Origin of the sequence: Thalassotalea sediminis (genome assembly GCF_030295915.1) — a bacterium.
GTDB lineage: Bacteria > Pseudomonadota > Gammaproteobacteria > Enterobacterales > Alteromonadaceae > Thalassotalea_C > Thalassotalea_C sediminis.
The window spans coordinates 2,537,788-2,560,441 of the sequence record NZ_AP027361.1 but is presented as its reverse complement, the minus strand read 5'-3'; the positions used below and the strand labels follow the sequence as shown (position 1 = coordinate 2,560,441).

21 protein-coding genes and 2 pseudogenes are annotated in these 22,654 nt (G+C 39.1%); 14 read left to right on the top strand and 9 right to left on the bottom strand.

Annotated features, from left to right (window positions below; all coding sequences use genetic code 11):
• Window positions 1-53: 53 nt before the first annotated feature.
• A pseudogene (locus QUE09_RS11750) lies at window positions 54-278 on the bottom strand (tyrosine-type recombinase/integrase); the annotation flags it as partial.
• A gap of 320 nt (window positions 279-598) precedes the next feature.
• Between QUE09_RS11750 and QUE09_RS11745 the strand changes: the two are divergent.
• The 4 genes from QUE09_RS11745 to QUE09_RS11730 all read left to right on the top strand — a co-directional run bounded on the left by QUE09_RS11745 (window position 599) and on the right by QUE09_RS11730 (window position 2,696).
• Window positions 599-856: a hypothetical protein gene (locus QUE09_RS11745; RefSeq protein WP_286232949.1), complete on the top strand. Its 258-nt coding sequence runs from the start codon at window positions 599-601 to the stop codon at window positions 854-856.
• A gap of 104 nt (window positions 857-960) precedes the next feature.
• A complete protein-coding gene (locus QUE09_RS11740) occupies window positions 961-1,512 on the top strand; it encodes a hypothetical protein (protein WP_286232948.1) in 552 nt (183 codons plus the stop codon).
• 128 nt (window positions 1,513-1,640) lie between these two features.
• The gene (locus QUE09_RS11735; protein ID WP_286232947.1) at window positions 1,641-1,952 is read left to right on the top strand and encodes a cupin domain-containing protein; all 312 of its coding nucleotides are present in this window, start codon (window positions 1,641-1,643) and stop codon (window positions 1,950-1,952) included.
• Window positions 1,953-2,051: 99 nt separating this feature from the next.
• Window positions 2,052-2,696, top strand: coding sequence for a hypothetical protein (locus QUE09_RS11730; protein WP_286232946.1), 645 nt, complete (start codon window positions 2,052-2,054; stop codon window positions 2,694-2,696).
• A gap of 315 nt (window positions 2,697-3,011) precedes the next feature.
• Here QUE09_RS11730 and QUE09_RS11725 read toward each other — a convergent pair whose 3' ends face one another.
• Window positions 3,012-4,037, bottom strand: coding sequence for an IS110 family RNA-guided transposase (locus tag QUE09_RS11725; protein WP_286232945.1), 1,026 nt, complete (start codon window positions 4,035-4,037; stop codon window positions 3,012-3,014).
• 152 nt (window positions 4,038-4,189) lie between these two features.
• Here QUE09_RS11725 and QUE09_RS11720 point away from each other — a divergent pair, with 152 nt between their 5' ends.
• A complete protein-coding gene (locus tag QUE09_RS11720; protein ID WP_286232944.1) occupies window positions 4,190-5,593 on the top strand; it encodes a PKD domain-containing protein in 1,404 nt (467 codons plus the stop codon).
• Window positions 5,594-6,081: 488 nt separating this feature from the next.
• Here QUE09_RS11720 and QUE09_RS11715 read toward each other — a convergent pair.
• From QUE09_RS11715 to QUE09_RS11705, 3 genes and pseudogenes are all read right to left on the bottom strand, one after another.
• Window positions 6,082-7,125, bottom strand: a pseudogene (locus QUE09_RS11715) (IS110 family RNA-guided transposase).
• Window positions 7,126-7,387: 262 nt separating this feature from the next.
• A complete protein-coding gene (locus tag QUE09_RS11710; RefSeq protein WP_286232943.1) occupies window positions 7,388-8,041 on the bottom strand; it encodes a response regulator in 654 nt (217 codons plus the stop codon).
• 76 nt (window positions 8,042-8,117) lie between these two features.
• A complete protein-coding gene (locus QUE09_RS11705) occupies window positions 8,118-10,400 on the bottom strand; it encodes a TonB-dependent receptor (protein ID WP_286232942.1) in 2,283 nt (760 codons plus the stop codon).
• Window positions 10,401-10,664: 264 nt separating this feature from the next.
• Here QUE09_RS11705 and QUE09_RS11700 point away from each other — a divergent pair, with 264 nt between their 5' ends.
• From QUE09_RS11700 to QUE09_RS11680, 5 genes are read left to right on the top strand one after another with little or no spacing between them, the layout of a single operon-like run.
• Entirely contained in the window at window positions 10,665-11,960 is a 1,296-nt protein-coding gene (locus QUE09_RS11700; protein ID WP_286232941.1) for a GntP family permease, read from the top strand.
• A gap of 18 nt (window positions 11,961-11,978) precedes the next feature.
• On the top strand, window positions 11,979-13,142 hold the full coding sequence (locus QUE09_RS11695; RefSeq protein ID WP_286232940.1) for an E22 family MetX-like putative esterase: 1,164 nt from the start codon (window positions 11,979-11,981) through the stop codon (window positions 13,140-13,142).
• Between the two features lie 16 nt (window positions 13,143-13,158).
• On the top strand, window positions 13,159-13,926 hold the full coding sequence (locus tag QUE09_RS11690; RefSeq protein ID WP_286232939.1) for a 3-hydroxybutyrate dehydrogenase: 768 nt from the start codon (window positions 13,159-13,161) through the stop codon (window positions 13,924-13,926).
• An 8-nt stretch (window positions 13,927-13,934) separates the two neighbouring features.
• Window positions 13,935-14,636, top strand: coding sequence for a CoA transferase subunit A (locus tag QUE09_RS11685; protein ID WP_286232938.1), 702 nt, complete (start codon window positions 13,935-13,937; stop codon window positions 14,634-14,636).
• A gap of 10 nt (window positions 14,637-14,646) precedes the next feature.
• On the top strand, window positions 14,647-15,303 hold the full coding sequence (locus QUE09_RS11680) for a CoA transferase subunit B (RefSeq protein WP_286232937.1): 657 nt from the start codon (window positions 14,647-14,649) through the stop codon (window positions 15,301-15,303).
• Window positions 15,304-15,394: 91 nt separating this feature from the next.
• Here the strand turns inward: QUE09_RS11680 and QUE09_RS11675 are convergent, their stop codons facing one another.
• Window positions 15,395-15,646, bottom strand: coding sequence for a GNAT family N-acetyltransferase (locus QUE09_RS11675; RefSeq protein ID WP_286232936.1), 252 nt, complete (start codon window positions 15,644-15,646; stop codon window positions 15,395-15,397).
• A 232-nt stretch (window positions 15,647-15,878) separates the two neighbouring features.
• Here QUE09_RS11675 and QUE09_RS11670 point away from each other — a divergent pair, with 232 nt between their 5' ends.
• The 4 genes from QUE09_RS11670 (at window position 15,879) to QUE09_RS11655 (ending at window position 20,554) form a co-directional block, all read left to right on the top strand.
• Window positions 15,879-17,462, top strand: coding sequence for an EAL domain-containing protein (locus QUE09_RS11670; protein WP_286232935.1), 1,584 nt, complete (start codon window positions 15,879-15,881; stop codon window positions 17,460-17,462).
• 97 nt (window positions 17,463-17,559) lie between these two features.
• Complete coding sequence (locus QUE09_RS11665; RefSeq protein WP_286232934.1) at window positions 17,560-18,504, top strand: HlyD family secretion protein; 945 nt, start codon at window positions 17,560-17,562, stop codon at window positions 18,502-18,504.
• Window positions 18,501-19,430, top strand: coding sequence for an ABC transporter ATP-binding protein (locus QUE09_RS11660; protein WP_286232933.1), 930 nt, complete (start codon window positions 18,501-18,503; stop codon window positions 19,428-19,430). The genes QUE09_RS11665 and QUE09_RS11660 overlap by 4 nt, the downstream gene beginning before the upstream one ends.
• Window positions 19,427-20,554: an ABC transporter permease gene (locus tag QUE09_RS11655; protein ID WP_286232932.1), complete on the top strand. Its 1,128-nt coding sequence runs from the start codon at window positions 19,427-19,429 to the stop codon at window positions 20,552-20,554. Before QUE09_RS11660 ends, QUE09_RS11655 begins: the two co-directional genes overlap by 4 nt.
• Before the next feature lie 52 nt (window positions 20,555-20,606).
• On the opposite strand, the gene QUE09_RS11650 is transcribed toward QUE09_RS11655, so the two are convergent.
• From QUE09_RS11650 to QUE09_RS11640, 3 genes are all read right to left on the bottom strand, one after another.
• Window positions 20,607-20,891 carry a transcriptional regulator gene (locus QUE09_RS11650; protein WP_286232931.1) on the bottom strand — a complete coding sequence of 95 codons (285 nt, stop codon included), beginning with the start codon at window positions 20,889-20,891 and terminating at the stop codon, window positions 20,607-20,609.
• A gap of 5 nt (window positions 20,892-20,896) precedes the next feature.
• Window positions 20,897-21,373, bottom strand: a complete 477-nt coding sequence (locus QUE09_RS11645; protein WP_286232930.1) for a hypothetical protein — start codon at window positions 21,371-21,373, stop codon at window positions 20,897-20,899.
• A 136-nt stretch (window positions 21,374-21,509) separates the two neighbouring features.
• Window positions 21,510-22,520, bottom strand: a complete 1,011-nt coding sequence (locus QUE09_RS11640) for a LacI family DNA-binding transcriptional regulator (protein ID WP_286232929.1) — start codon at window positions 22,518-22,520, stop codon at window positions 21,510-21,512.
• Window positions 22,521-22,654 lie beyond the last annotated feature (134 nt).

The following is a 22,654-nucleotide window of genomic DNA, read 5'->3' as shown; positions in this document are numbered from 1 at the left end:
AAGGCTAATAATTAGTCTGATAGGCAGCTTAGAGCGAGTAGTGGACTTTCACTTTAGTTAATATTTCTATCTAGTGGACTTACCGTATGGCTAAATCGAGACCCAACTACATGAGTATATAACTCAGTTGTTCTTAAATCAGAGTGCCCTAATAACTCTTGAACTGTGCGAATATCAGTCCCGTTCATCAAAAGTTGTGTTGCAAAAGTGTGCCTAAAAGTATGTGCTTTTACTCTTTTAGTTATGTTGCTTTTTAAAACAGCCTGTCTAAGTTGCTTTATAGAAATAAGCAAGAAATGGGGCGTTATGTAAGTCGAGAGATTTCTCGGTTAACTCAACAACATTTAATAAATTAACGATATTTTAATAACTTACAATGGTGGTACTTTGCTTAGTGAGCCAAAATAATGCTCGTTTATCTCAGTTCTCGTTTTCTCCTTAATTAGAGTTCGTTGTTTTTGAGTGAAATAATTGCTAACGTATTAAAATTAATAAATAAAATTGGTGTGTTTTGAAATGTACTCTCATAACTCTGATTTGAGTTAATCGGGAATTCACGCTAATAAGCTGTTATGTTTTTCATTAGATGAGTTAACTTATGGATAAGTTGTTTAGCCGAAAAGAGAAATTACTTTATTCTGTGCTAATTGGGTTAAGCTCAGTAATATTTGTTTGGGCAATGTATCGAATGGAAACATGTGGGTATGATTGCGGTTTATATTCTGTTTCATCTGGCCCAACTGTCGTAGTGGTTTATTTACTAAGCTTTTGGATTTTAGTTATCTCATTTGGTGTATTTCTTCTTAAATTTTTGTTTCGGAAGTTTGGTGAAAACAAAACATATCAAGCGCATTAAGTGAGTGGGACGCTAACAGCTTGCTCGGTTCCGCTTCGCTTCACAGTATAGCAAGCTATTATCAGCCCCTTATGCGGGCGTTATATTTACAGGGAGTTTAAGAGTTGAATTGGGAAGATGTGTTTAAAATTATAACCGCTGTAATTACTTCTGTTGGTGCAGCTGGTGTAATAATCTTTGGATTATCTAATTGGTTAGGCAAAGTTTGGGCTAACAGGATTTTAGAGAGAGAAAAAAATGCTCTAAATAAGGAACTTGAAGCAACCAAAAGAGAACTAGATGTTTACAAAGAAACTTATATGCGTAGTCATAATGATAAAATAGTTATTTATCGCGCAGTAGTAGACGTAGTTTCTAAACTTTTATCTACCTTTGATTCAGTACAATCTGGCAGAACACCTATTGAGCAAGCTGCTCAAGCTTTTGATTTATTTAATGAACAACGAATGCAAACTTATGGTTATTTAGCCATGTTAGCACCGCAATCGGCTATGGACGCTCATGATGATTTTATAGACCATTTAATGAAAATATCAGGGAATGAAGTGGGCTATGAATGGGCTGAAGTAAGAGAGCTAGCTATCAAGTTTATAAATGAAGTTCGAATTGACATTGGTATTGATAAAACACCTATTTCATACAATGGAGATATGTAAATATAACAAGGCCATTATGGCAAAAGGACGCAAAACGCTTGGCTTGTGCTCCTTCGTCGCTAATTTTAGCCAAGCATTTTTGCGCCCCATATGGCGGCGTTATACGCTATTCATAATTTGGAAGTATTGTGGAAATAATTAGAAGTAAAGAATTCAAATCTGAACGCGCCTGGGGTGCAAAAGACATCGCAAATATGAACGGTATTACGACGCGCTTGCATTGGACTGATCAGCCTTATAAGTGGCATGTAAATGACGGCGAAGAAGTGTTTGTTGTTTTAGATGGCGTTGTTGAAATGTTGTTTAAAGATAATGGAATTGAGCAATCATCGGTTTTAAGAGCAGGTGATATATTTTATGCATCAACTGGGACTGAGCATGTTGCGCATCCGCGTGGTGAAGCTCGAATACTAGTCGTAGAATCGGAAGGAAGCGTATAACAAGTTGTTTAAACGGAATAAAAACAGATGGCCATCGCTTCGCGATTATAGCCAACCATTTTTATACGCTTAACGAGGCGTTAGCTATACAAGGAAGTCATGAAGTACTTAACGTTTTTTTGTCATATTTTGTTTTATGTACAATTAATATTTATTTTTGTTTTTCCAATAGAAGACGGCTATCTTTTTGAAAATTGGGGATTGATAGTTCTTTTATCAATTTTATTACCAATTGCATATTCTATCTCGTCATTCAAACAACCAATTAATGCTACCAAAGTCCTTCCAATTGGGCTTAATGAGTTTTTGGTTTTGTTTATTCTATCTGTTGGATTGAACGTACTTTCGACTAAAGGATTCATTTTAAAAAGTAATGCCGTTGAACTTGGGTTTGACTCTTCAGTAAACTCCGTAGAATTGTTTAAACGAACTTATTTAGATAGTGAAGAAAAAAACAGGTTGCACGCTCAAGCCATATACCAGAATTATGGCGTTATAGTTCAGTTCAAACTTGAATCTGGTAATTATAAGGACTTTAATCCGTCTACTTTAGATGTTAATAAATATGACGATAATGCCGCTACCAATCTAAAAATTAGTGAACTCAAAAAATGGTATGTTAAACAATCTGGAAATGCAATATACCTTTCTTTATTTCAAATATTTGGTTTTCTTTTAATTGCTAAGTTAACATTGCTTTGGTTAAATCGTATAGCTAACAAGCAACTCAAGCAGGACAAATAAAGCTTGGCTTTTGTCACTGCGTTCCATATCTTAGCCAAGCTAATTATTTGCCCCTTAGTTGGGCTACATGGACTCCCCTTTGTCAAGCACAAGCAGTCTATGACAACAAGAAGATCTGACAGCAACTCTACATTCGGCGTTTATTAGCTATATACGCTATCGCCCTGATGATTTGCGCTTGCGCATGGCCTCATTCGTTAAACAGTATTTAAATACTTCCCGACTAAACAGGCTTTAATGCGCTCGGTCTGACCGTGTTATCGTCAATTGCTAATGCTACGACTCGGTGGGGTTAACCGTTTGGTTTAACCTTTTCTATTTTACATAATCAATCTGATATTCTTTTTCTGAGTGTAATAATGCCCAAATTAATCGGGCATTTTTTGCCGCTAATGCCACGGTGGCACGCTTAAACCCTCGTCGCTCGATAAGGTCTTTTATCCATAAACTGGTTCTGTCAGTTTTGTGCCTGCAGTTAGCAATCACGGCTCGCGCGCCATGAATGAGTGAGGTGCGAATATGTTTTTCGCCACGTTTGGATATTCTTCCTAACTTTACCTGTCCACCTGTAGTGTATTGCTTTGGTACTAAACCAATCCATGCACTAAAGGCACGAGAGGTGTCGAAGTCTTTGGCATCACAGACAGTAGCAACTACCGCGGTTGCGGTCACTTCGCCGACACCAGGAATACTCATTAAGCGTTTAGCGGCATGCATTTGATGGGCTAATTGATACAGTTTTCTGTCATGTTTAAGGATTTGTTCGTTTAACCCTTTTATCTCTTGCCATAAATCATGCAATAGCTCTCTGGCGAGCATAGGTAAGCCGTTCTCTGCATCTTCTAAAATACTGGTGATAGCATGTTGTGCTGGGTATCTACCTTTAGGCATAACAATACCGAACTCAGCGAGTAAGCCTCTAAGGCGATTAATCATGGTGGTGCGCTCTTTCACTAACCCTTGGCGTACACGATGTAACGTCATGACGGCTTGTTGGTCAGCTGTTTTCACTGGCACATGCCAAATATTAGGTCGCATTGCTGCTTCACAAATCGCTTCGGCATCGTTATTATCGTTTTTACCGCCAGTGCGAAAAGGTTCGATGAACTTGGCGGCAATAATCGCGACTTGGTGTCCGAGAGATTTACACTGACGCGCCCAATAATGCGCGCCACTACATGCCTCCATGGCAATGAGACAAGGATTGAGTTGAGCAATAAAGGGAAGTGGTTTTTTACGTGATAACGTTTTCCTTAGCACAATTTTTCCAAACTCATTCATGCCAACCAGGCTAAACGTATTTTTTGCTAAATCGATACCAAGTGTTTTAATGTTATTCATGATGGGCTCCTTTTTTAAGTTTCGCACCTTAAGTTTGGCAAAATTTGCCAAAGTCAGGGGGAGTCCATCTCAATTGTTATGTGTAATGGTTGAATATTTAACTATTGCTTAATTTGAATTTTTATAATTACTAAATGGAATTTTAGGACAAGATGTTAAAACACCTTTCGAATTTAAAAAAGTCTAACTCACCTAAGCTCTTATTAACTATAGTTGCATTCCTATTCACGACGGGATGTGGCGGAGGAAGTAGTGAAACCACTATGCCGACCAAAGTAAACAGCGCTCCTATAGCACAAATAAAAGATGTAGTTGTTGTAAATGATTTAACTATATCCACACTAGATGGTTCTTTGAGTTCAGATAGTGATGGTGAAATTACTAAATTCTCATGGAAACAAGTAGATAATGAAGCTCCTGAAGCGAAAATTACATCTCCTACAAGTTCAATTACAGAAATAGAGCTTCCCGATGTTAAATCAAAGACCATATTTGAATTTCAATTAGAAGTTATTGATAATTCTGGTGCAAAAAGTACTGACTCAACAACATTAGAGGTTAAGGATGTCAACTGTTTAGATTATTCAGAAAATATCCCAGCATCCGGCATTTTTTCTACGGATTTCTCTGCAGAAATGGTTCCTGGCTGTAATGGTGATATATATATTGCTAATAAAGAGCTAATGCAAATTGACTGGGTAAATGTAGTTTCAGGGGAAACTATTGAAACTTTCCAATTAATAAGTTCTCCTAAACAACTGGAGTTCGATCATCTCCAAGAAAAGCTCTATGTTACTTTTTATAACATTAATCAGCCAGAAAACTATTATGCTGTAATTGATAGAAATGAAATGACAGTTGAATATGTAACTCTAGATTTTCCTATAACGATGTTAACATTGAACAAAAACGGAGGTGTATTCATTAGTAGTAGGAATCAATATTTTTTGAATTATGATGTTTACAAAATTGAAGGAGATGAGGTGGTTGGCGGGCCATGGTCAATTGATGTTCCTGCTATTAGATACAATCATACAAATAATCAAATAATAGCTGCTGATTACGGAGTGTCACCTGCGAGCCTTTATCGATATGGTTTTGATGAGAATGGTAATATCTCAATGCTTGAACATCTGAGAACTGACGGTGCAAATGGTAATGATCTTGAAATTTCTAACGATGGTTCAATTGTAGTTTTAGCTGCGGGCGGTGGGAATGGTCATGGATATGATATCTTAAATTTTGACTCTACAGATCTATCTAATGTTCGTGGCAAATGGGATGTTGGTGCATATCCGAATAGTGTTTCTTTTTCTTATGATGATAGTATGCTTGCAACAACTAATTACACCAGTTTAGTTGTTTATAATACTTCAACCTACCAAGAAATTTTAAAAAAAGAAATACTACCTTGCCCATACAATGATTTGTTTCATGCTGAATTTTCTAGAAATGGTAAAATGGTATTTGTTAAACAGGATTGCTTAATAGAAGTGAATGGGCAAAATGATAGAGTAAACTATATCCATTACTTTAAAATCCCTGAGAACACATAACACATATGAACCTTCTGCCCGTCAATAGGCAATAGGGTTTTTATTAGCTACCGCCAGGTAGCTAATTTGTCTTCAATCAGAAAAATCTCTTACTTCGCTCTGTCAGTTAGCCGTTAAAATCGTTTACGGCAAACACATATTGAGGCTTTCTTATTGTGATCTCATCACCGCCTAAGTTATCAATCCATTAGTGACTCAGGGGCACTAGACATTCATCGGTTAACCTTTGCTGGCACTACTCAAGCAAATGACTCATTGGCATTTAGCCACGTTCAGTTAGTTTAAGGCTCAGCTAAGGTGTAAACGATTTTGCTCATTGCCTTGTTTAATAATTAAGTGCGCACCAGCGAGGTGTCTAACCAAGCGCAAAGGGCTAATAAGGCGATAACATTTACCAGCATTAACGTGTTTAAACACACTTAATCGCAAATAACCCGTGGTTGTTCTAGCTTTTCCAGTTAGGTGTTGAGCTCACCTCGCTGTGCGGCTTAAACAGTTAAGAATCGTTCATCATCAAATACCGTTTTATGTTTAAGCATGTAATACACGCAACGACCAATTTTATGGGCGAGTACTGATAAAGCTTTTGCTTTACTCATGCGTTTTTGTAGTTTGTTTAAGTATCGACGTGCTTTGTCATTGCCGCGTAAATACAACACGGCAGCTTTACTAAACGCCCACTTTAAATGACCATTACCGATTTTGTTGCCTGAGGTACCATAGGTTTTTCCCGCAGATTCTGCTTTGCACTTAACTAAGCGACAATAAGAAGCAAACTTCTGGACAGATTCAAACCTGTCGATGTCACCAATTTCATAAAGTGTGGTCATAGCCAGAATAATGCCGATACCTGGTCTAGTGCGTAGTTGCGCATAATAGTCTGGTCGATGTTGCTTGGCTTTGCGCTCAATAAAGTATTCAAGGTACTTTAGCTCTTTGGCATAGCTATCAAGAATAGCTAAGTCAAAATTAACATTACGTTGCACCACTTCATCATCAAAGCGGTGGCGAAAGGCTTCTCGAACCGATGGGTTCTTCATGTGCAACTCAAGTGCTGGGTAGTTTTATTGGCTATTGGTGTTAACGGTATGCGCTTTGAGTTGTGCGCCATGCCTGACGAGCTTGGTTCTTCTGCGCAGTAAATCACGAGTTGAACGCATGGTTTGTGGGTAGGTATAGGCTAATGGAAAGTTACCACCACGTAACAAGCTGGCAATTTTATAAGAATCTATTTTGTCATTTTTAGCTTTACCACCATGAATAGCCTTCATGTAAAGGGCATGGCCGAGCACAAAATCAACACCTTGTTGCTCACACTAATCACTGACCCAATACCAACAGTGCATAGACTCAACACCGATAACGATATTGCCTAGATAGGGTGAAATAAGCTGGTTTAATAAGCCTTTTTCAACCTTAGTTTTCTGATGAAGCACCTTTTCACTTTGTTGATTTAAAATGCAGACATAAATAATTCGCGCATGTAAATCGATTCCACAATAAAAATCGTGTAATTTGGTGTAGAATTTCATTTAGCTTTCTCCTTTTTGGTTTTGTCGCCTTGAAGTTTAGCCAATGGCTAGACTTCGGGGAGAAGGTTCAATAAGTATCAAGGCAATTATGTGTGGGACGTCTAATGCTTGGCTGGCGCTCATTCTTCGCTAATTATAGCCAAGCATTTATACGCCCCATTTTACGGCGTTACCATTGTCCGTTAGTGGCTGTGAGATCAATCGATGGACGATACAACACATTGATTAAATCTTTCTGCTGGTGATTCATAGTTTAGCGTCTTTAACTAGGCGTCATTTGCTTTAAGTTTTGAAACAACATACTCGCTTGTGTGCGGTTATTGACCTGTAACTTTTGTAATATCGCTGAAACATGGTTTTTAACGGTTGGTTCTTGAATGTTCATTTCATAGGCTATTTGTTTGTTTAGTAGCCCGTCAGCGATCATCTGTAAAACACGGTATTGAGCGGGTGTTAATTTATGTAGCTTATCAGCCAATGCTTTTTCCGGCGGTTCGGCAATTTGGCTAAGATCAATGTTATCTGGCAACCAAGTTTCACCATCGAGCACTTCTTCGATAGCATCGGCAATTAAGTCTAGAGAGGCTGACTTAGGAATGTAACCACTTGCCCCTAAATGGATGGCCTTACTAATAACACTTGGCTCTTCAGTGGCTGAAACCATGACTACCTGAATATCTTGGTAGGCATTCTTAATCGATGTTAAGCCGGTAAAGCCGTCGTTGCCAGGCATGTTTAGATCAAGGAAGATTAATTCTGTATCTGGATTATTCTTAATAACCTGCATTAGGTTGTCAAAAGAATCTGCTTCGAGAATATCGCTATTAGGGAGCAATTTCTTTGCCGCTTGAATTAATGCTGCTCTAAATAAGGGGTGATCATCGGCAACTGCTAATTTCACAATGTCTTCACTCATGCTAAACCTTAATACCACTATTAGAACAAAACAACAGAGAGGGCGCTAGTACCCTCTCCATTTAGTTTGCAATAGGTTAAAACCTATAGCCCACTGTAAGGTGTACAGTGCGCGGATCACCGTAGTAGCCAATTAATGTTGTATCGCCACCAAATCCTGGACCATATGAGCCATCAGGGTTACGGCTCGTGAAATTATAGCCGCCAACCATATACTCTTTATCCGTAATATTCTTTGCGTGGATACCGCCATACCAGTTACCGTCATTACCTTCCCATGTAATGCTTGCGTTAACTTGACCAAATCCGTCTTGCTTTAGTGAGTCATCATCTTCGAAGATAGTATAGTCACTGCGATAGTAATAACCGGCATTAATCATGAATACGCCAACACTACTTTCTAGTAAATAATTTGCAGAAAGGCTGAACGTGTCATCTGGTGTATTTGATAATCCTACAAGTGGTACCTTAATTGTTTCATCTTGTTTAATATCAGCAGATAAATGACCATAAGCTAAGTTTAATGTTAGGTTTTCTGTGGCCAACCAAGTCACTTCTGCTTCAATACCTTTAACATCTGAACTGGCTGCATTCGCTAAAAATTGGCCTAAATCAGTGTCATTTTCTTGAGGTACCACAACAATATATTGTCTGTCTTGGTGTTCTGTTGAAAATAACGTGATATTGGTACGTAATGCATCTGTCCAGTCTTTTTTCATGCCGATTTCAAATGAATCGACGATTTCTGGATCGGCAGCATCTTCGTTTGCACCAGCACGAGGGTTAAAGGTACCCGACTTAAAGCCTTGTGAGAAACTCGCGAAATACATGGTGTTGTCATCTGCTTGGTATTCAATGCCTACACGTGGTGTAAAACGTGACCAATCTTCAGACTTCATTGCATCTAGTACACCATCACCATTGGTATCTTTACCTAATACTTGTGTTTTTGGTAATGAAGAGTCTCTATCATAGCCAGGGATCCAATTGTCATAAGGGTATTCAATACTGGCATACAAATCATTGTAAACGTCCGCTTTACGCTCTTCTTTGGTGTAACGAGCTCCTAAAGTCAAAGAAAGCTTATCTGTTAAATCGATGTTACTTTGTATGTAAGCAGCGACTGATTCACTTTCATTACAACCAGAAACTTCTGCTGTTAAAGATAAGAATATAATTGCGTCATATTGACCACACGATTCACCGGAATATTGATAGAGTCCACCAACTACATTAAAGCCATCGCCTCGATAGCTCGCTTGTAACTCATTACTTGAATTTTCATCGTCATATACGGCTGGCACATCAAATATTTGTAAGCCTGTGTTATCAAAGTCGATGTTTGTTGGTGAATAGCTTTCACGTTTTGAGCCTACGTATTTTAGTGAAAGGTTGTCTGTTGCTTGCCAGTCAATGGTTAAGCTAATACCTTCAAGTTCTACTTTATTCCATGTAGGTAAGCTTGTATACGAGTCGTATTTACTGTCAGGAATTGGCGCATTAGGTGCTAATAAACTAGGTAATAAACGGAAACCACCTTTTGAGTTGGAGTCGTCATCGGTTTTATCCCATGCTAAACGCATAAATAAATCATCCGTTGCGTGATATTCTAGCGTTAAGCGTGAAGCTGTTAATTCCTTGTTGTAGTTTTCCGTATCTGAGCCATTTGGCGCAACGAGAAACTCGCCAAAGCCATCACGCTTTAGCATGCCATGACCAAAGCCAACATATAATTTGTCTTCAATTAATGGAATTTGACCGGTAATTTTTAAATCACGTTGACTGTAGCTGCCAACAGTACCTTCAATATTAAATTCGGTATCACCAGACATTGACTTAGTTACGTATTTAATTGCGCCACCTGTGGTATTTTTACCGTAAAGGGTACCTTGTGGGCCACGTAATACTTCGATACGTTCAACATCAAGTAAGTCTAATACCGCACCTTGAGGGCGAGCCATATAGACGTCGTCGATATAAATACCAACACCAGGCTCATAACCCCAAAGTGGATCTTGTTGACCAATACCGCGAATAAAAGCAGTAAGCGTTGAGTTGGTACCTCTACTCGCTTGTAAGGTGGTGTTGGGTGAAAAACGTTCTATCTCTGTAATATTTGAAATGCCATTTTCCGCTAATTCTGCAGCGCCAACAGAAGTAACTGCAATTGGCACTTCTTGTAAACTTTCTGTGGTTTTACGAGCAGTAACTTCAATACGTTCTAGTCCTGCCTTTTTTGAATCTGTCGCTTCTTCAGCATAAATGTTTGCTGAAAATAGTGCTGAGCTGATCGCTAAAGCACAAACCGATTTTTTGTATAAGGTGTTGTGTTGTTTCGATGTAGCTATTGAGTGCTTCATACTTCCCCCGATGGATATTGTTCTTGTCTTTATGTTTTTAGTTATTGTTGTGATTATTTTTCAGTCGCTTTCTAATCTAGTCGAAGCTAATCCATCTGTATGTGGTACTTAAGTACTATACCTATTTTCTTCGTCGCGTTTAATAATGAAATTGTAGTTTTAAGCCAGTTTATCAATAAACCATTCTGTGCCAAGACTACCCAGCGTTGTGAGTCAAATATGTTTTCAGTCAAACGTTAACTCTAATATTACGCAGGAACGACTATGATAAGTATGATTGGCTTGGTAGGGGGGCTTGTATTGCTCGTTATCCTTACCATGCGGGGGATGAACTTATTCATCAGTGCCCCGTTGTGCGCACTGATTGTTGCGCTGACAAACGGTATGGCAATACTGACAGGGGATACACATTTTGTCAGTACATATATGACGGGCTTTACTAGTTTTATTGCCGCATGGTTTTTCATGTTTTTGCTTGGCTCTTTGTTTGGCAAATTTATGGAAGACACGGGAGCGGCAGACAGCGTTGCTCGCTATATTGTAAATAAGCTTGGTATGAAAAGAGCCGTATTTGCAGTAGTAGCAGCTTGTGCGATTTTAACATATGGCGGTGTAAATTTATTCGTAGTTGCTTTCTCTGTTTATCCTATGGCGCTTAGTTTGTTTAAGGATGCCAATCTACCTCGGCGATTTATACCCGCGACGTTGGCATTTGGTTCTGTTACTTTTACCATGACATCTGCTGGTTCGCCTGAAATCCAGAATTGGATCCCTATAAAGTATTTGGGTACAACACCTTATGCTGGCTGGGAAGTCAGTTTGGTTGTTGCAGTTTTTATGGCGTTATTTGGCTATTGGTGGCTAAATCGCCTAATTCGAAAAGCAATTGCGAATGGGGAAGTGTTTGAACATCGTGACGACGACCCAGAGATACCAGAACGTGATTATCCGCACCCAATTACCGGTGTTATTCCATTGCTAGTAGTCCTTGGCCTTTCTTTTACTTTGCATCATGAATTTGGTCACAACGCCTTAATTATCGCGTTAGCAGGCGGTGTACTCAGTATTTTGATTATTAACAATAAGCATTTTCATCATCTTGCTAATGCTGTGTCTGATGGTACCAATGGTGCTTTAATTGCCATTGGTAATACAGCCGCGGTAGTAGGTTTTGGCGCCGTGGCAAAATCAACTGACGGCTTTCAACTTGCAGTCGATATTATGACGCAAGTACCCGGAAATGAATTAATTGGCGCAGCTGTAGCAGTTACAGTTATTGCTGGTTTAACGGGCTCAGCATCTGGAGGACAAGCTATTGCGCTGCCTTTATTAGCGCCTCATTACTTAGATCAGGGCGTTGACCCCGAACAATTGCATCGTGTAGTTGCGATTAGTTCTGGTGCTTTAGATACCTTGCCACATAATGGTTACGTAGTAACAACGATACGCGCTATTTGTAAAGAAACGCATGCTAGTGCTTATTGGTCGATGTTTGCTATGACAGGGATAGTCCCTTTGATAGGCTTAATACTTGCCATTAGTTTATTTATATTATTTTAAGAAAAAGAGACTTATATCATGAACTTTAGATTTTATGTTTGTACATTCTTGCTTGTTTGCTCCTGTGCTCTATCTGCAGCGGATCTTATGGTTGAAAAGCAAAAGTTTACACTTGATAACTTTACTACGTTTAATGGCAAAACAATTAAGCAGGTGAATGTAGGATGGGAAGCTTATGGCACCCTTAATGAAGAAAAGTCTAATGCCATTTTAATCACGCATTACTTTACAGGAAATTCACATGCCGCAGGCAAATACACTAAACAAGATGCGATGCCCGGGTATTGGGACAGTATTATCGGACCAGGCAAAGCCATTGATACTGATAAGTATTATGTTATTAGCTCTGATACTTTAGTCAATGCAAGTGCATTTGATAAGAACGTTATAACTACAGGGCCTGCAAGTATAAACCCTGATACAGGTAAACCTTATGGATTATCTTTTCCTGTTGTCACTATTCGTGACTTTGTCAATGTACAAAAAGCGTTAGTGGAAAGCTTAGGAATTAAAAAGTTGCATGCTGTTGTTGGTGCATCGATGGGGTCAATGCAGTCGCTCGAATGGGCGGTTACATATCCTGATATGGTTGAGCGTATGGTTTCTGTGATTGGATTAGGTCAATCTGATGCTTGGCTTGTTGCTGGACTTGAAAAATGGGCAGCGCCAATTAAACAAGATCCCTTGTGGAATAATGGCGATTATTATCAGGGAACAGCTCCTAATACTGGGTTAATGCTCTCTTTAGCTACCATTACACAAGAAGCAATGCACCCCGCTATTTTTAACGCCTCTAACCCTAAACATCAAAACATCATTGATGGTGCGCTAAACGATATTAACGCGACTTTTCCTGTCGTTGATTGGTTATACGGTGCAGCTAAAGCACGTGTTAACTCCATGGATGCGAACCATATTTTGTATTTGGTAAGAGCAAGCCAACTTTTTATTGCAGGTCATAACAATGACTTAGCAGCAAGTTTAGCAAAAGTTAAAGCGAAATCACTATTTCTACCGGCAACAAATGACTTATTACTTTATCCAGAAATGGCGAAAAAAGCTCACGATCTTATTGGCGAAAATAGCCATTACGAAGAAATAAATGGTATGTGGGGCCACTTAGATGGTTTATTCACCATTAGTCAAAAAGCGAAAGTGTTGAGCGATTTTCTAGCAGAGTAATTTCTGGAGTAAAAAAATGAAAAATAAATCTGTATTAATTACAGGTGCTGCTAGTGGTATTGGGTTTAATATTGCTCAGCAATTAGCGAACTTAGGTGCCAATGTGATCATCACCGATGTAAGTGAAGAAGCTGTACAAAAAGCGCAACAAGCTTTTGCAGCACAAGGCATTGCTGTTAAAGCATTTAAACTTGATGTCACCAGTGATACTGATATTGAACAACTAATGACGTCGCTTAATGGCACACCCATTGATGTACTAGTCAACAATGCCGGAATTCAGCATGTTTCACGACTAGAAGAATTTCCAATGAACGTTTGGCAAAAGATAGTTGACGTGTTACTCACCGGGCCTGCTAGAACGTGTAAAGCTGTGTTACCTAGAATGCGAGAACAAGGCTTTGGTCGAATTATTAATATTGGCTCAATTCATGGGTTGGTGGCGTCGCCCTATAAGTCCGCTTATGTCGCTGCAAAGCACGGTTTAATTGGTTTTTCTAAGGTAATAGCGTTAGAAACGAGTGATTGTGATATTACCATCAATACGATTTGTCCTGCCTATGTAAAAACGCCCTTAGTCGAAAAGCAAATTGCCGATCAAGCAAAAGAACATGGCATTAGCGAAGATGAGGTGATTGAAAAAATAATGTTGGCACCAATGCCGAAAAAATCGTTTATTGACATGGAAGAAATCGCTGCAACAGTGCAATTTCTTGCCAGTAATGAAGCAAAAAATATGACCGGCCAAGCGCTTGTGCTTGATGGCGGTTGGACGGTGAAATAGGAGTCATTATGTCTGGATTTAATAAAGTGGTCGCTAGCTACGAAGAAGCCATGGCTGGCCTTGAAGATAATATGACCATTATCGCTGGTGGTTTTGGCTTATGTGGTATTCCTGAAAACTTAATCAATGAAATTAAGCGACAAGGTACTACAGGTTTAACCGTCGTTTCGAACAATTGTGGCGTAGATGGTTTTGGCTTAGGCGTTTTGTTAGCAGATCGTCAAATTAGTAAAATTGTGGCTTCTTATGTAGGAGAAAATGCCGAGTTTGAGCGACAAATGCTAAATGGTGAGTTAACGGTTGAATTGACACCTCAAGGCACACTTGCAGAAAAGATGCGTGCTGGTGGTGCGGGGATACCTGCATTTTTTACTGCAACTGGTTATGGAACACCTGTCGGTGACGGAAAAGAAGTACGTGAATTTAATGGTCGCCCTTACATTATGGAAGAAAGTATTACCGGTGATTTTGCCATTGTTAAAGCTTGGAAAGCCGATACTTATGGTAATTTGGTTTATCGCAAAACAGCCCGTAACTTTAACCCCATGGCGGCAACAGCAGGGAAAATTACTGTGGTAGAGGTAGAAGAGATTGTACCTGCAGGCGAGTTAGATCCGGATGAGATCCATACACCAGGAATTTATGTTGATCGACTAATTCAAGGACAATTTGAAAAACGCATTGAACAACGCACCGTTAGGCAAGGGTAGGGGAATTAAAATGGCATTAACGCGAGAACAAATGGCAAAACGTGTTGCACAAGAGTTACAAGATGGCTTTTATGTAAATTTAGGTATTGGCATTCCAACCTTGGTGGCAAACTACGTACCAGACAATATGGAAGTGATGTTACAATCGGAAAACGGCTTGCTAGGTATGGGACAATTTCCTACGGAAGATGAAATTGACGCTGATCTTATCAATGCAGGTAAGCAAACGGTAACAGTGGTAAAAGGCGCATCAATATTTTCGAGTGCTGAATCCTTTGCCATGATCCGTGGTGGTCATGTTGATTTAACGGTATTAGGGGCGTTTGAAGTTGATGTTCACGGTAATATCGCCTCTTATATGATCCCTGGAAAATTAATTAAGGGGATGGGCGGTGCGATGGATTTAGTCGCTGGTGCTGACAATATCATCGTAACTATGACACATGCGTCAAAGCATGGTGAATCTAAATTACTGGCTAATTGCACGTTACCGCTAACCGGTAAAGGTTGTATCAAAAAGGTATTAACGGATTTAGCCTACCTTGAAATTATTGATGGAAAATTCCACTTACTTGAATATGCACCGGGTGTGTCGATTGAACAAATTCAATCGTTAACACAAGGCGAGTTAGTTGTAAGTGATCAGGTAAAGGAAATGCAATTGTAGCATTTCATTTGATTTTAGCGCTTGTTTAGGTAATTTCCGCCTCTCTTGTGATTACACACGTTTTTACAAGCGCTTTTTTTCAACCCATATTTTATATAGGTTTGATCATATTAAGTATTTTAGATTTAACCCCTAAGTTTTGATAAAAGCCTTTGGCATAGGTGTTATTGTCAAAAACTTCTAAGTGTAATAATCGACAGTCGCGCGCTATTGCCCAGACTGCAGCTTGCTTCACTAGCATTTTCCCTAATCCTAATCCTAAGCCTTGCGATTGCAGCCAAATCGCCAACAACGTTACGGTTGCAATTACCTCGTTAGAGATGCCATTAGTTTTTGTTCGCACATATATTCAATGTCAATAAATGGTCATGTACCTGAGGATCTGGGCAGCATTTTACACAAGTACGTGCAAGATGGTTGGAAGGTGCATACGGTAAATTTTAGTAGCAGTGTACATGATGGTGCAGGGCAAATCATGGTATTGCTTGAGCGGTTTATGATAATGGGGTAGCGTTACACAATTGAGTAGAGACAAGCTATCCTTAGAAGAAAAAATAGTTGTTGTGAGGCATAACATGCGAGATACCAGTCAAAATAATAAAGAAAGTGGCAATAAATTAGCGACAAACTTAGGGATAGCAGTGCCTCAATTTACTCTGGAGCAAGTGTTAAGTGCTATAGAAAAAGACCAATTTTATTTAGTTGCGCAAGCACAAGTAGATTTGGAAAGTTTCGAATTGGTTGGGTTTGAGTTTTTGGCACGCTGGCACCATCCTGAATATGGTGATTTATTACCGTACCATTTTATCCCTTTGTTAGAAAAAGAAAAACAATGTCATGTTCTGACACTCCACTTATTTGAACGAGTTTTAACGCTGCTCTCTAGTATTCAGGGAGTTGCTCCTGACATACACTTTTCGTTAAATATTTCGGCTAACGATTTATGTCGAGAAAAATTCGCAAATCATATTATTCGTATTGCTAACGCATATGAAGTTGATATGAGTAAAATTGTTTTAGAAGTAACAGAAACCGCAGGGATCTTTGGTGAAAATAGTGTCAATAATCTGCAAAAATTACATGAGTACGGTATTTTACTTGCCGTGGATGATTTTTGGACCGGCTTTTCTACACTCGAAACGATAAGATTAGGAGTATTCTCCGAGATCAAAATTGATTATTCGTTAACGTCTCAATTGATTAACGATAAAACCAGTATGGCGGGCGTAAATTCAATCTTACAATTAAGTAGTGATTTAGGTATGCGTTGTGTGGTTGAGGGCATAGAAACCTGTATGGTGCGTTCTGTATTGCTTGAAGCTGGCGCTGTTCATGGACAAGGTTTTTTGTTCAGTAAGGGAGTTAAAGAGGATGCATTAGCCAACTGGATTGAAGGCTATACGAACAATAAGAGTAACAATCCTTGTAATCAATTATGCCTTCCTTTTACGCAAAACGAACGATTTCAACTAGAGGCACGACCACACCCTTCTTGGATCTGGGATTTTGAAAATAACAGCATTAAATGGGCAAACAGAAGTGCGTTAGAATTTTGGCAGGCATCTTCAAAAAAAGAATTAGAAGAGCGTGATTTTTCAGGCATGAGTTACTTGGTAAAAACACGGCTACAAAGTTACCAAAGAAGGTTGCAAGCTGGTGAAGAAGAAATTAGCTCAGAGTGGGACTTTTTTCCAAGTGGTGACGCGAAAAAAGTATTATGTATGCAGTTACCGCGAATCGATGAATCATCAGGCAAGTTAGTAATGTTAGTCAATGCGTTTGAAGGGTTTCAATCGCGATTACCTCCACGAAAACATATCGAATCTTCGAATAAGTTTCCTGTACCATTTATTGTTGTAGATGAAGACGGTAAGTTATTACGGATCAATAAACATGCGCATATTGAAATAAATATTGAGACAGATCACATCACTGAATTTATGTCGCAGCAGGATTTTGATTCAATCAAACATAGTTGTGGACTTGGTCAGTTAGTACAGCGCTTTACTAAATTTGATCGAATACAAGGGCATAATTACTTATATATTCGTGCGGTAATGATACCAGATAAGAATGAACATGGTCGTAATATATATCACATTGTCGCAATACCTGTATCTGAACTCATTACGCAAGGCATGCCAGACGTTAGTGATTAAAGATCTAAAAGGAACATAAGTGCAAGCTACTACGATAACTTTACGCTTGATAACGGTAAATAATAATTGTTAGTTTTCATAAAAATAAGGAAAGAGAATGTCAAAGCTAAGCTTGCTAATTTTACTGTTGTTTTTAACGCTATCATTTGGCTGTGAACAAGCAGTTAAAAAGCAATCGCTCACCGGGTATATCGAAGCAATAAATTATTATGTAATTACGCCAGAATCTGGATATTTATCGCACTCATCACTCAAAGAAGGAATGCCAGTAAATGCGACGTTAACTGTTGCTTCGTTAGATAATGAGGCGCAGAAAATAGCGCTCACGCGAACAACTCGCCTTGTAGAACAAAGGCGAGCAGAGTATGAAAATTTATTATCAGGACAAAGGCCAGAAGAACTTGCTGTTAGTGAGAAAGCGCTTAGGGCTCAACAAGTTATAACTGATGAAGCTCAACGCATCTTTGAAAGGCAAAAAGCATTATTAAAACAAAATCTTACATCACAAGCAGAACTTGACCATGCGAGTGCTGAATATCAAGCTGCAAGAGCAAAAGTCGAAGAAATTCAACAAGGACTCATTTCACAAAAATTACCTGCTAGAGGAGCAGCTATTACAGCAGCATTTGCGGCAGTAGAACAGGCAATAGCACAAAAATCGCTTGCTCAATGGCAGTTAGATCGTAGAAATATTATTGCAGGCAATGAGGGAACTGTTGAGCAAGTGTATTTTCGTGAAGGAGAGTTTGTTTCCCAAGGTCAACCGATTGCGGCAATAACGAGTACCTCTCAGGTTAAGGTGAGATTTTATTTACCACAGCAGCAACTCTCAACGCTGAAAATAGGCCAAACTGTAATGTTAGATAGTGATGCTGGCGACCAACAAAAAGCAAAGATTAGTTACATTGCTAAAGAGCCCAGTTTTATGCCGCCAGTACTTTATAGTAAAAAAAATCGCGACAAGTTAGTGTTTTTAGTTGAAGCAAATGTTGTTGGTGAAACCGCATTACGTCAAGGTCAACCTGTGGATATAACATTATGAGTGACTTAGCGATAGATGTAAGTGGTTTAGTAAAATCTTTTGGCGATAAAACGGTAGTAAATGGCGTAAGTTTAGCGGTGCCGAAAGGACAGGTTTGGGGATTTTTAGGGCCCAATGGTTCAGGAAAAACAACAACGATCCGAATGATCTGTGGGTTGCTTAATCCTACCGCTGGGGAAGGAAAATGTCTTGGCTTTGATATAATTAAGCAAGCAGATAAAATTAAACGCCAAACTGGCTACATGACACAAAAGTTTTCGTTTTGGGATGATCTAACAATTCGCGAAAATCTAGAGTTTGTTGCTCGTGTCTATACCCTAAAGCAGATTAAAAAGGTGGTAGATGATACCTTAATGTCGCTTGGGTTGTTACAGCGTCAACATCAATTAGCAGGTACATTATCTGGTGGGTGGAAGCAACGTTTAGCGCTAGCCGCTGTCACTATGCATAATCCTAAACTGTTATTACTTGACGAACCAACAGCAGGCGTAGACCCACAAGCAAGACGTGAATTTTGGGATCAAATCCATGCGCTTAGTGCAAATGGTATGACAATTTTGGTCTCTACCCATTATATGGATGAAGCAGAACGATGTGATGAAATTGCCTACTTAGCTCATGGTGAACTAATAACACAAGGCAGCGTGACAAAGGTTATTGCTCATAGTCAGTTAGTAACTTATCGGGCGACAGGTGATCATGTAAGAGATTATGTTCAAGCATTAAAAAAAGAGCCGGGTATTCAAAGTGCCTCATATTTCGGTTCTGCCCTCCATGTAAGTGGCAAAGACCGTCAATTGCTTGATAAAACTTTACAGCGTGATCCATATCGAAACATGCAATGGCAACCTATTGAACCTGATCTTGAAGACGTTTTCATTTCTCTAATGGCAGATGCAGGCGTTGATAAACGAGGTTATCAATGAATAGTGTTTCCAGAGTTTGGGCTATTCTACTGAAGGAATTAATTCAAATGCGCCGAGATCGGATGACATTTGCCATGATGGTCGCGATTCCTATTATGCAATTAATTCTGTTTGGTTTTGCTATTAATACCGACCCTAAACGATTACCAACGGTTATATATGCACAAGAAAATACATCAATAACTAGGGCAATAATTGATGGTTTTGCGCATTCTAATTATTTTCATTTTATTGACCAGGTTGATACGCCTAAAGCTGCAAACGACGCTTTATTGACTGGAGATGCTTCATTTGTAATTCAAATCCCAGTTGGCTTTACACGAGAGTTAATTCGTCAACAACACCCTCAATTATTGATTGAAGCAGATGCATCTGACCCCAGTGCTTCTTCAAACGCATTAGCACAAGCGACAAAAATTGTAGAAAGTGCATTAGTTCATGAATACACGGGCGCTTTAGCGTACCTAAAGAGTAGTTCAGCTAATATTGATGTTGTTATACACCGTAAATACAACCCGGAAGGTATTACCCAATACAATATTGTGCCCGGTTTACTGGGGGTTATCTTAACCATGACATCAGTTATGATTACGGCAATGGCGATGACACGAGAAAGTGAAAAGGGAAACCTTGAAAACATTCTTGCTATGCCGGCGAGGCCATTCGAGGTTATGCTTGGCAAGATCACACCTTATGTACTGGTTGGTAGTGTACAAACCGTTATTATACTGCTTGCTGCAACATGGCTTTTTACCGTGCCCTTTGTCGGTAATATCGCATTGTTATTAATGGCGGTTTTAGTGTTTATTATCGCTAATCTGTTTTTAGGTTTTACCTTTTCGACTATCGCTAAAACACAGATGCAAGCAATGCAAATGACCTTCTTTTTCTTTTTGCCGTCGATTTTATTGTCAGGATTTATGTTTCCGTTTCGTGGCATGCCCTTGTGGGCGCAATATGCTGGCGAAGTATTGCCATTAACGCACTTCTTACGCATTGTCAGAGGTGTGATGTTAAAAGGCGCAGATTGGTCGCATCTGCATCAAGAGTTTTATGCGATGTTTGCATTTATCTTTTTTGCTGGTTTACTCTCTATATTAAGGTATAGAACAACGTTAGATTAAGCTAGATAATACACTTGAAGATCAATATAACGTTGTTTGACAAGGTTAAACGTTAAATATTGCCTACTATGCTACGTAATGACATTAAATGACCGTTGTAGGCTTCACGCCCAAGACTTGTTAGCGATAACCATGTGCGTTGTCTTCCCATGTTTGAACGTTTAATTGCATTGATATAACCTACCTCTTCCAATGACTTTAAATGCTTTGATAACACTGAATCGCTTACCTCGAGCTTTTCTCGCAGTACTTTAAATTCAATTTCACTTGTAGCGGCTAAAATTGCGCAAATTTGTAAGCGATATTGTGCGTGAATAAGTTGATCAAATTTCGACATAGTCATTATTCACCTTTCTTTTTTATGTAATGACCTGTTGAATGAAAGTGCAACAAATACGCGAGGACCGTTGCATTTAAAGCGGCACCTATATAGGTAAGGTAATCTAGGTCATTGAGACTAAAAATACGCGAAAAAATAATTACAGCCGCAAAAAATATTGCGGTTGAAAAATGGAAGATACATTTTTTTTTGCTTTTCGATAAAATTTTTGGTTTAACGCCTAGCAACTGGCTGGTATAGAGATAAAAACCTACAGCAAGTAAAAAACCAACAGCGGAGATAATAAGACCTAACATCCATAAATTTTCGTGACGTGTCGCTGCCCAAGAAAAAGTCATCATGCCGTAGAAAAAAGCGATAATGCCGGTAAGCCAAATTGGGGGTCTGATCAGCTTATTGGTGTTAATATCTATATCCGCTAAATTATCGAGTACGAGCTTAGCCTCTTGCACTGAAATATCCTGTTCTTGTTTGTTCATGTCTAATCCTATTAGTTTCCAATGTGGAAAGTAATGACGATTTATCTCGTCTTAACATAGTAAATTAGATTAACGAAAGTGCATTCTAGATAGAGTGATATGGTAAAAAACGATACACCTAGTGTGTTTATTAAGTTTAGCTACTTTTTCGTGTTGTAGACTCTCGCTTAACAAGCCGAGGAACATGCTTAAGTGTGGCAACTGTTGTTTCACTTTCGTTTTGATCGGCTAAACGTAATGCTAGTTCAGCTGCTTGCTTAGCCATAGCTTCAATTGGGTAGTGCAGGGTAGTTAGTTTTGGACGGGAATATCGAGAAAGTAATACGTCATCAAAACCAATCACTGAAATGTCGTTGGGCACATGATAGCCATTGTCTTCTAGTGTTGAAATTGCGCCAATTGCCATAGCGTCATTATACACAAAGACCGCGCTAAAGGTTTCGCCGCTTGCGAGTAAGTTTTGTGCTGCGATTTCTCCACCTTTTAAAGATGGTTCTTGCTGATCAATTAATGCTTCTTTAAGCGGAACTACTTGTTCAGCTAATACTTGCTGAAAACCGCGTAACCTTAAGGCAGGATCATCTATTGGATAATGGCTACTGATACAAGCTAGCGCAGTATGATTTAGTGCTAAAAGGTGACGAGCAGCGATCTTTCCGCCTTCTTCGTTATCCAACCAAATACATTGTTGCTCAATGCCTGGTATAACTCTATCAATGATCACTAAACCTTTAATTTTCTTATTAAGGTCGATAAGTTGCAAGTCGGAGAGTGCTTTACTATGCACGACCATCACATCGCATCGACGTTCAATTAATAACTGAATAGCCTGCATTTCTGATGCTGCATTTATTTCGCTTGTACTGAGCAACAATTGCATGTGATTTTTTCTAGCTATTTGTTCAACGCCACTGGCTAAAGAAGCGAAAAATGGATCGGTGATGTCAGGAATAACAACACCAATAGTCGTATTTTTTTGGGTAACAAGTGCGCGGGCATTGGCATTAGGCGTATAGCCAAGATCACACATGACTTTACGGACTTTTTCTTTTGTTTTTGCGCTTACTTTAGGACCATTATTTACAACGCGCGAAACCGTTGCTACGGAGACGCCTGCGACACGAGCTACATCTTTGATTGTTGACATTTGTAAATGTTTACATTTTTTAAGTGCTTATATTAAGAGCAGTATATCTAAGCTTTACATAGTGAGCAATATTCTAAAATTAGCCTTTGAAACTAAGGTTGCAATAAAAAGGGAAAACGTTTACATTTTGGGGC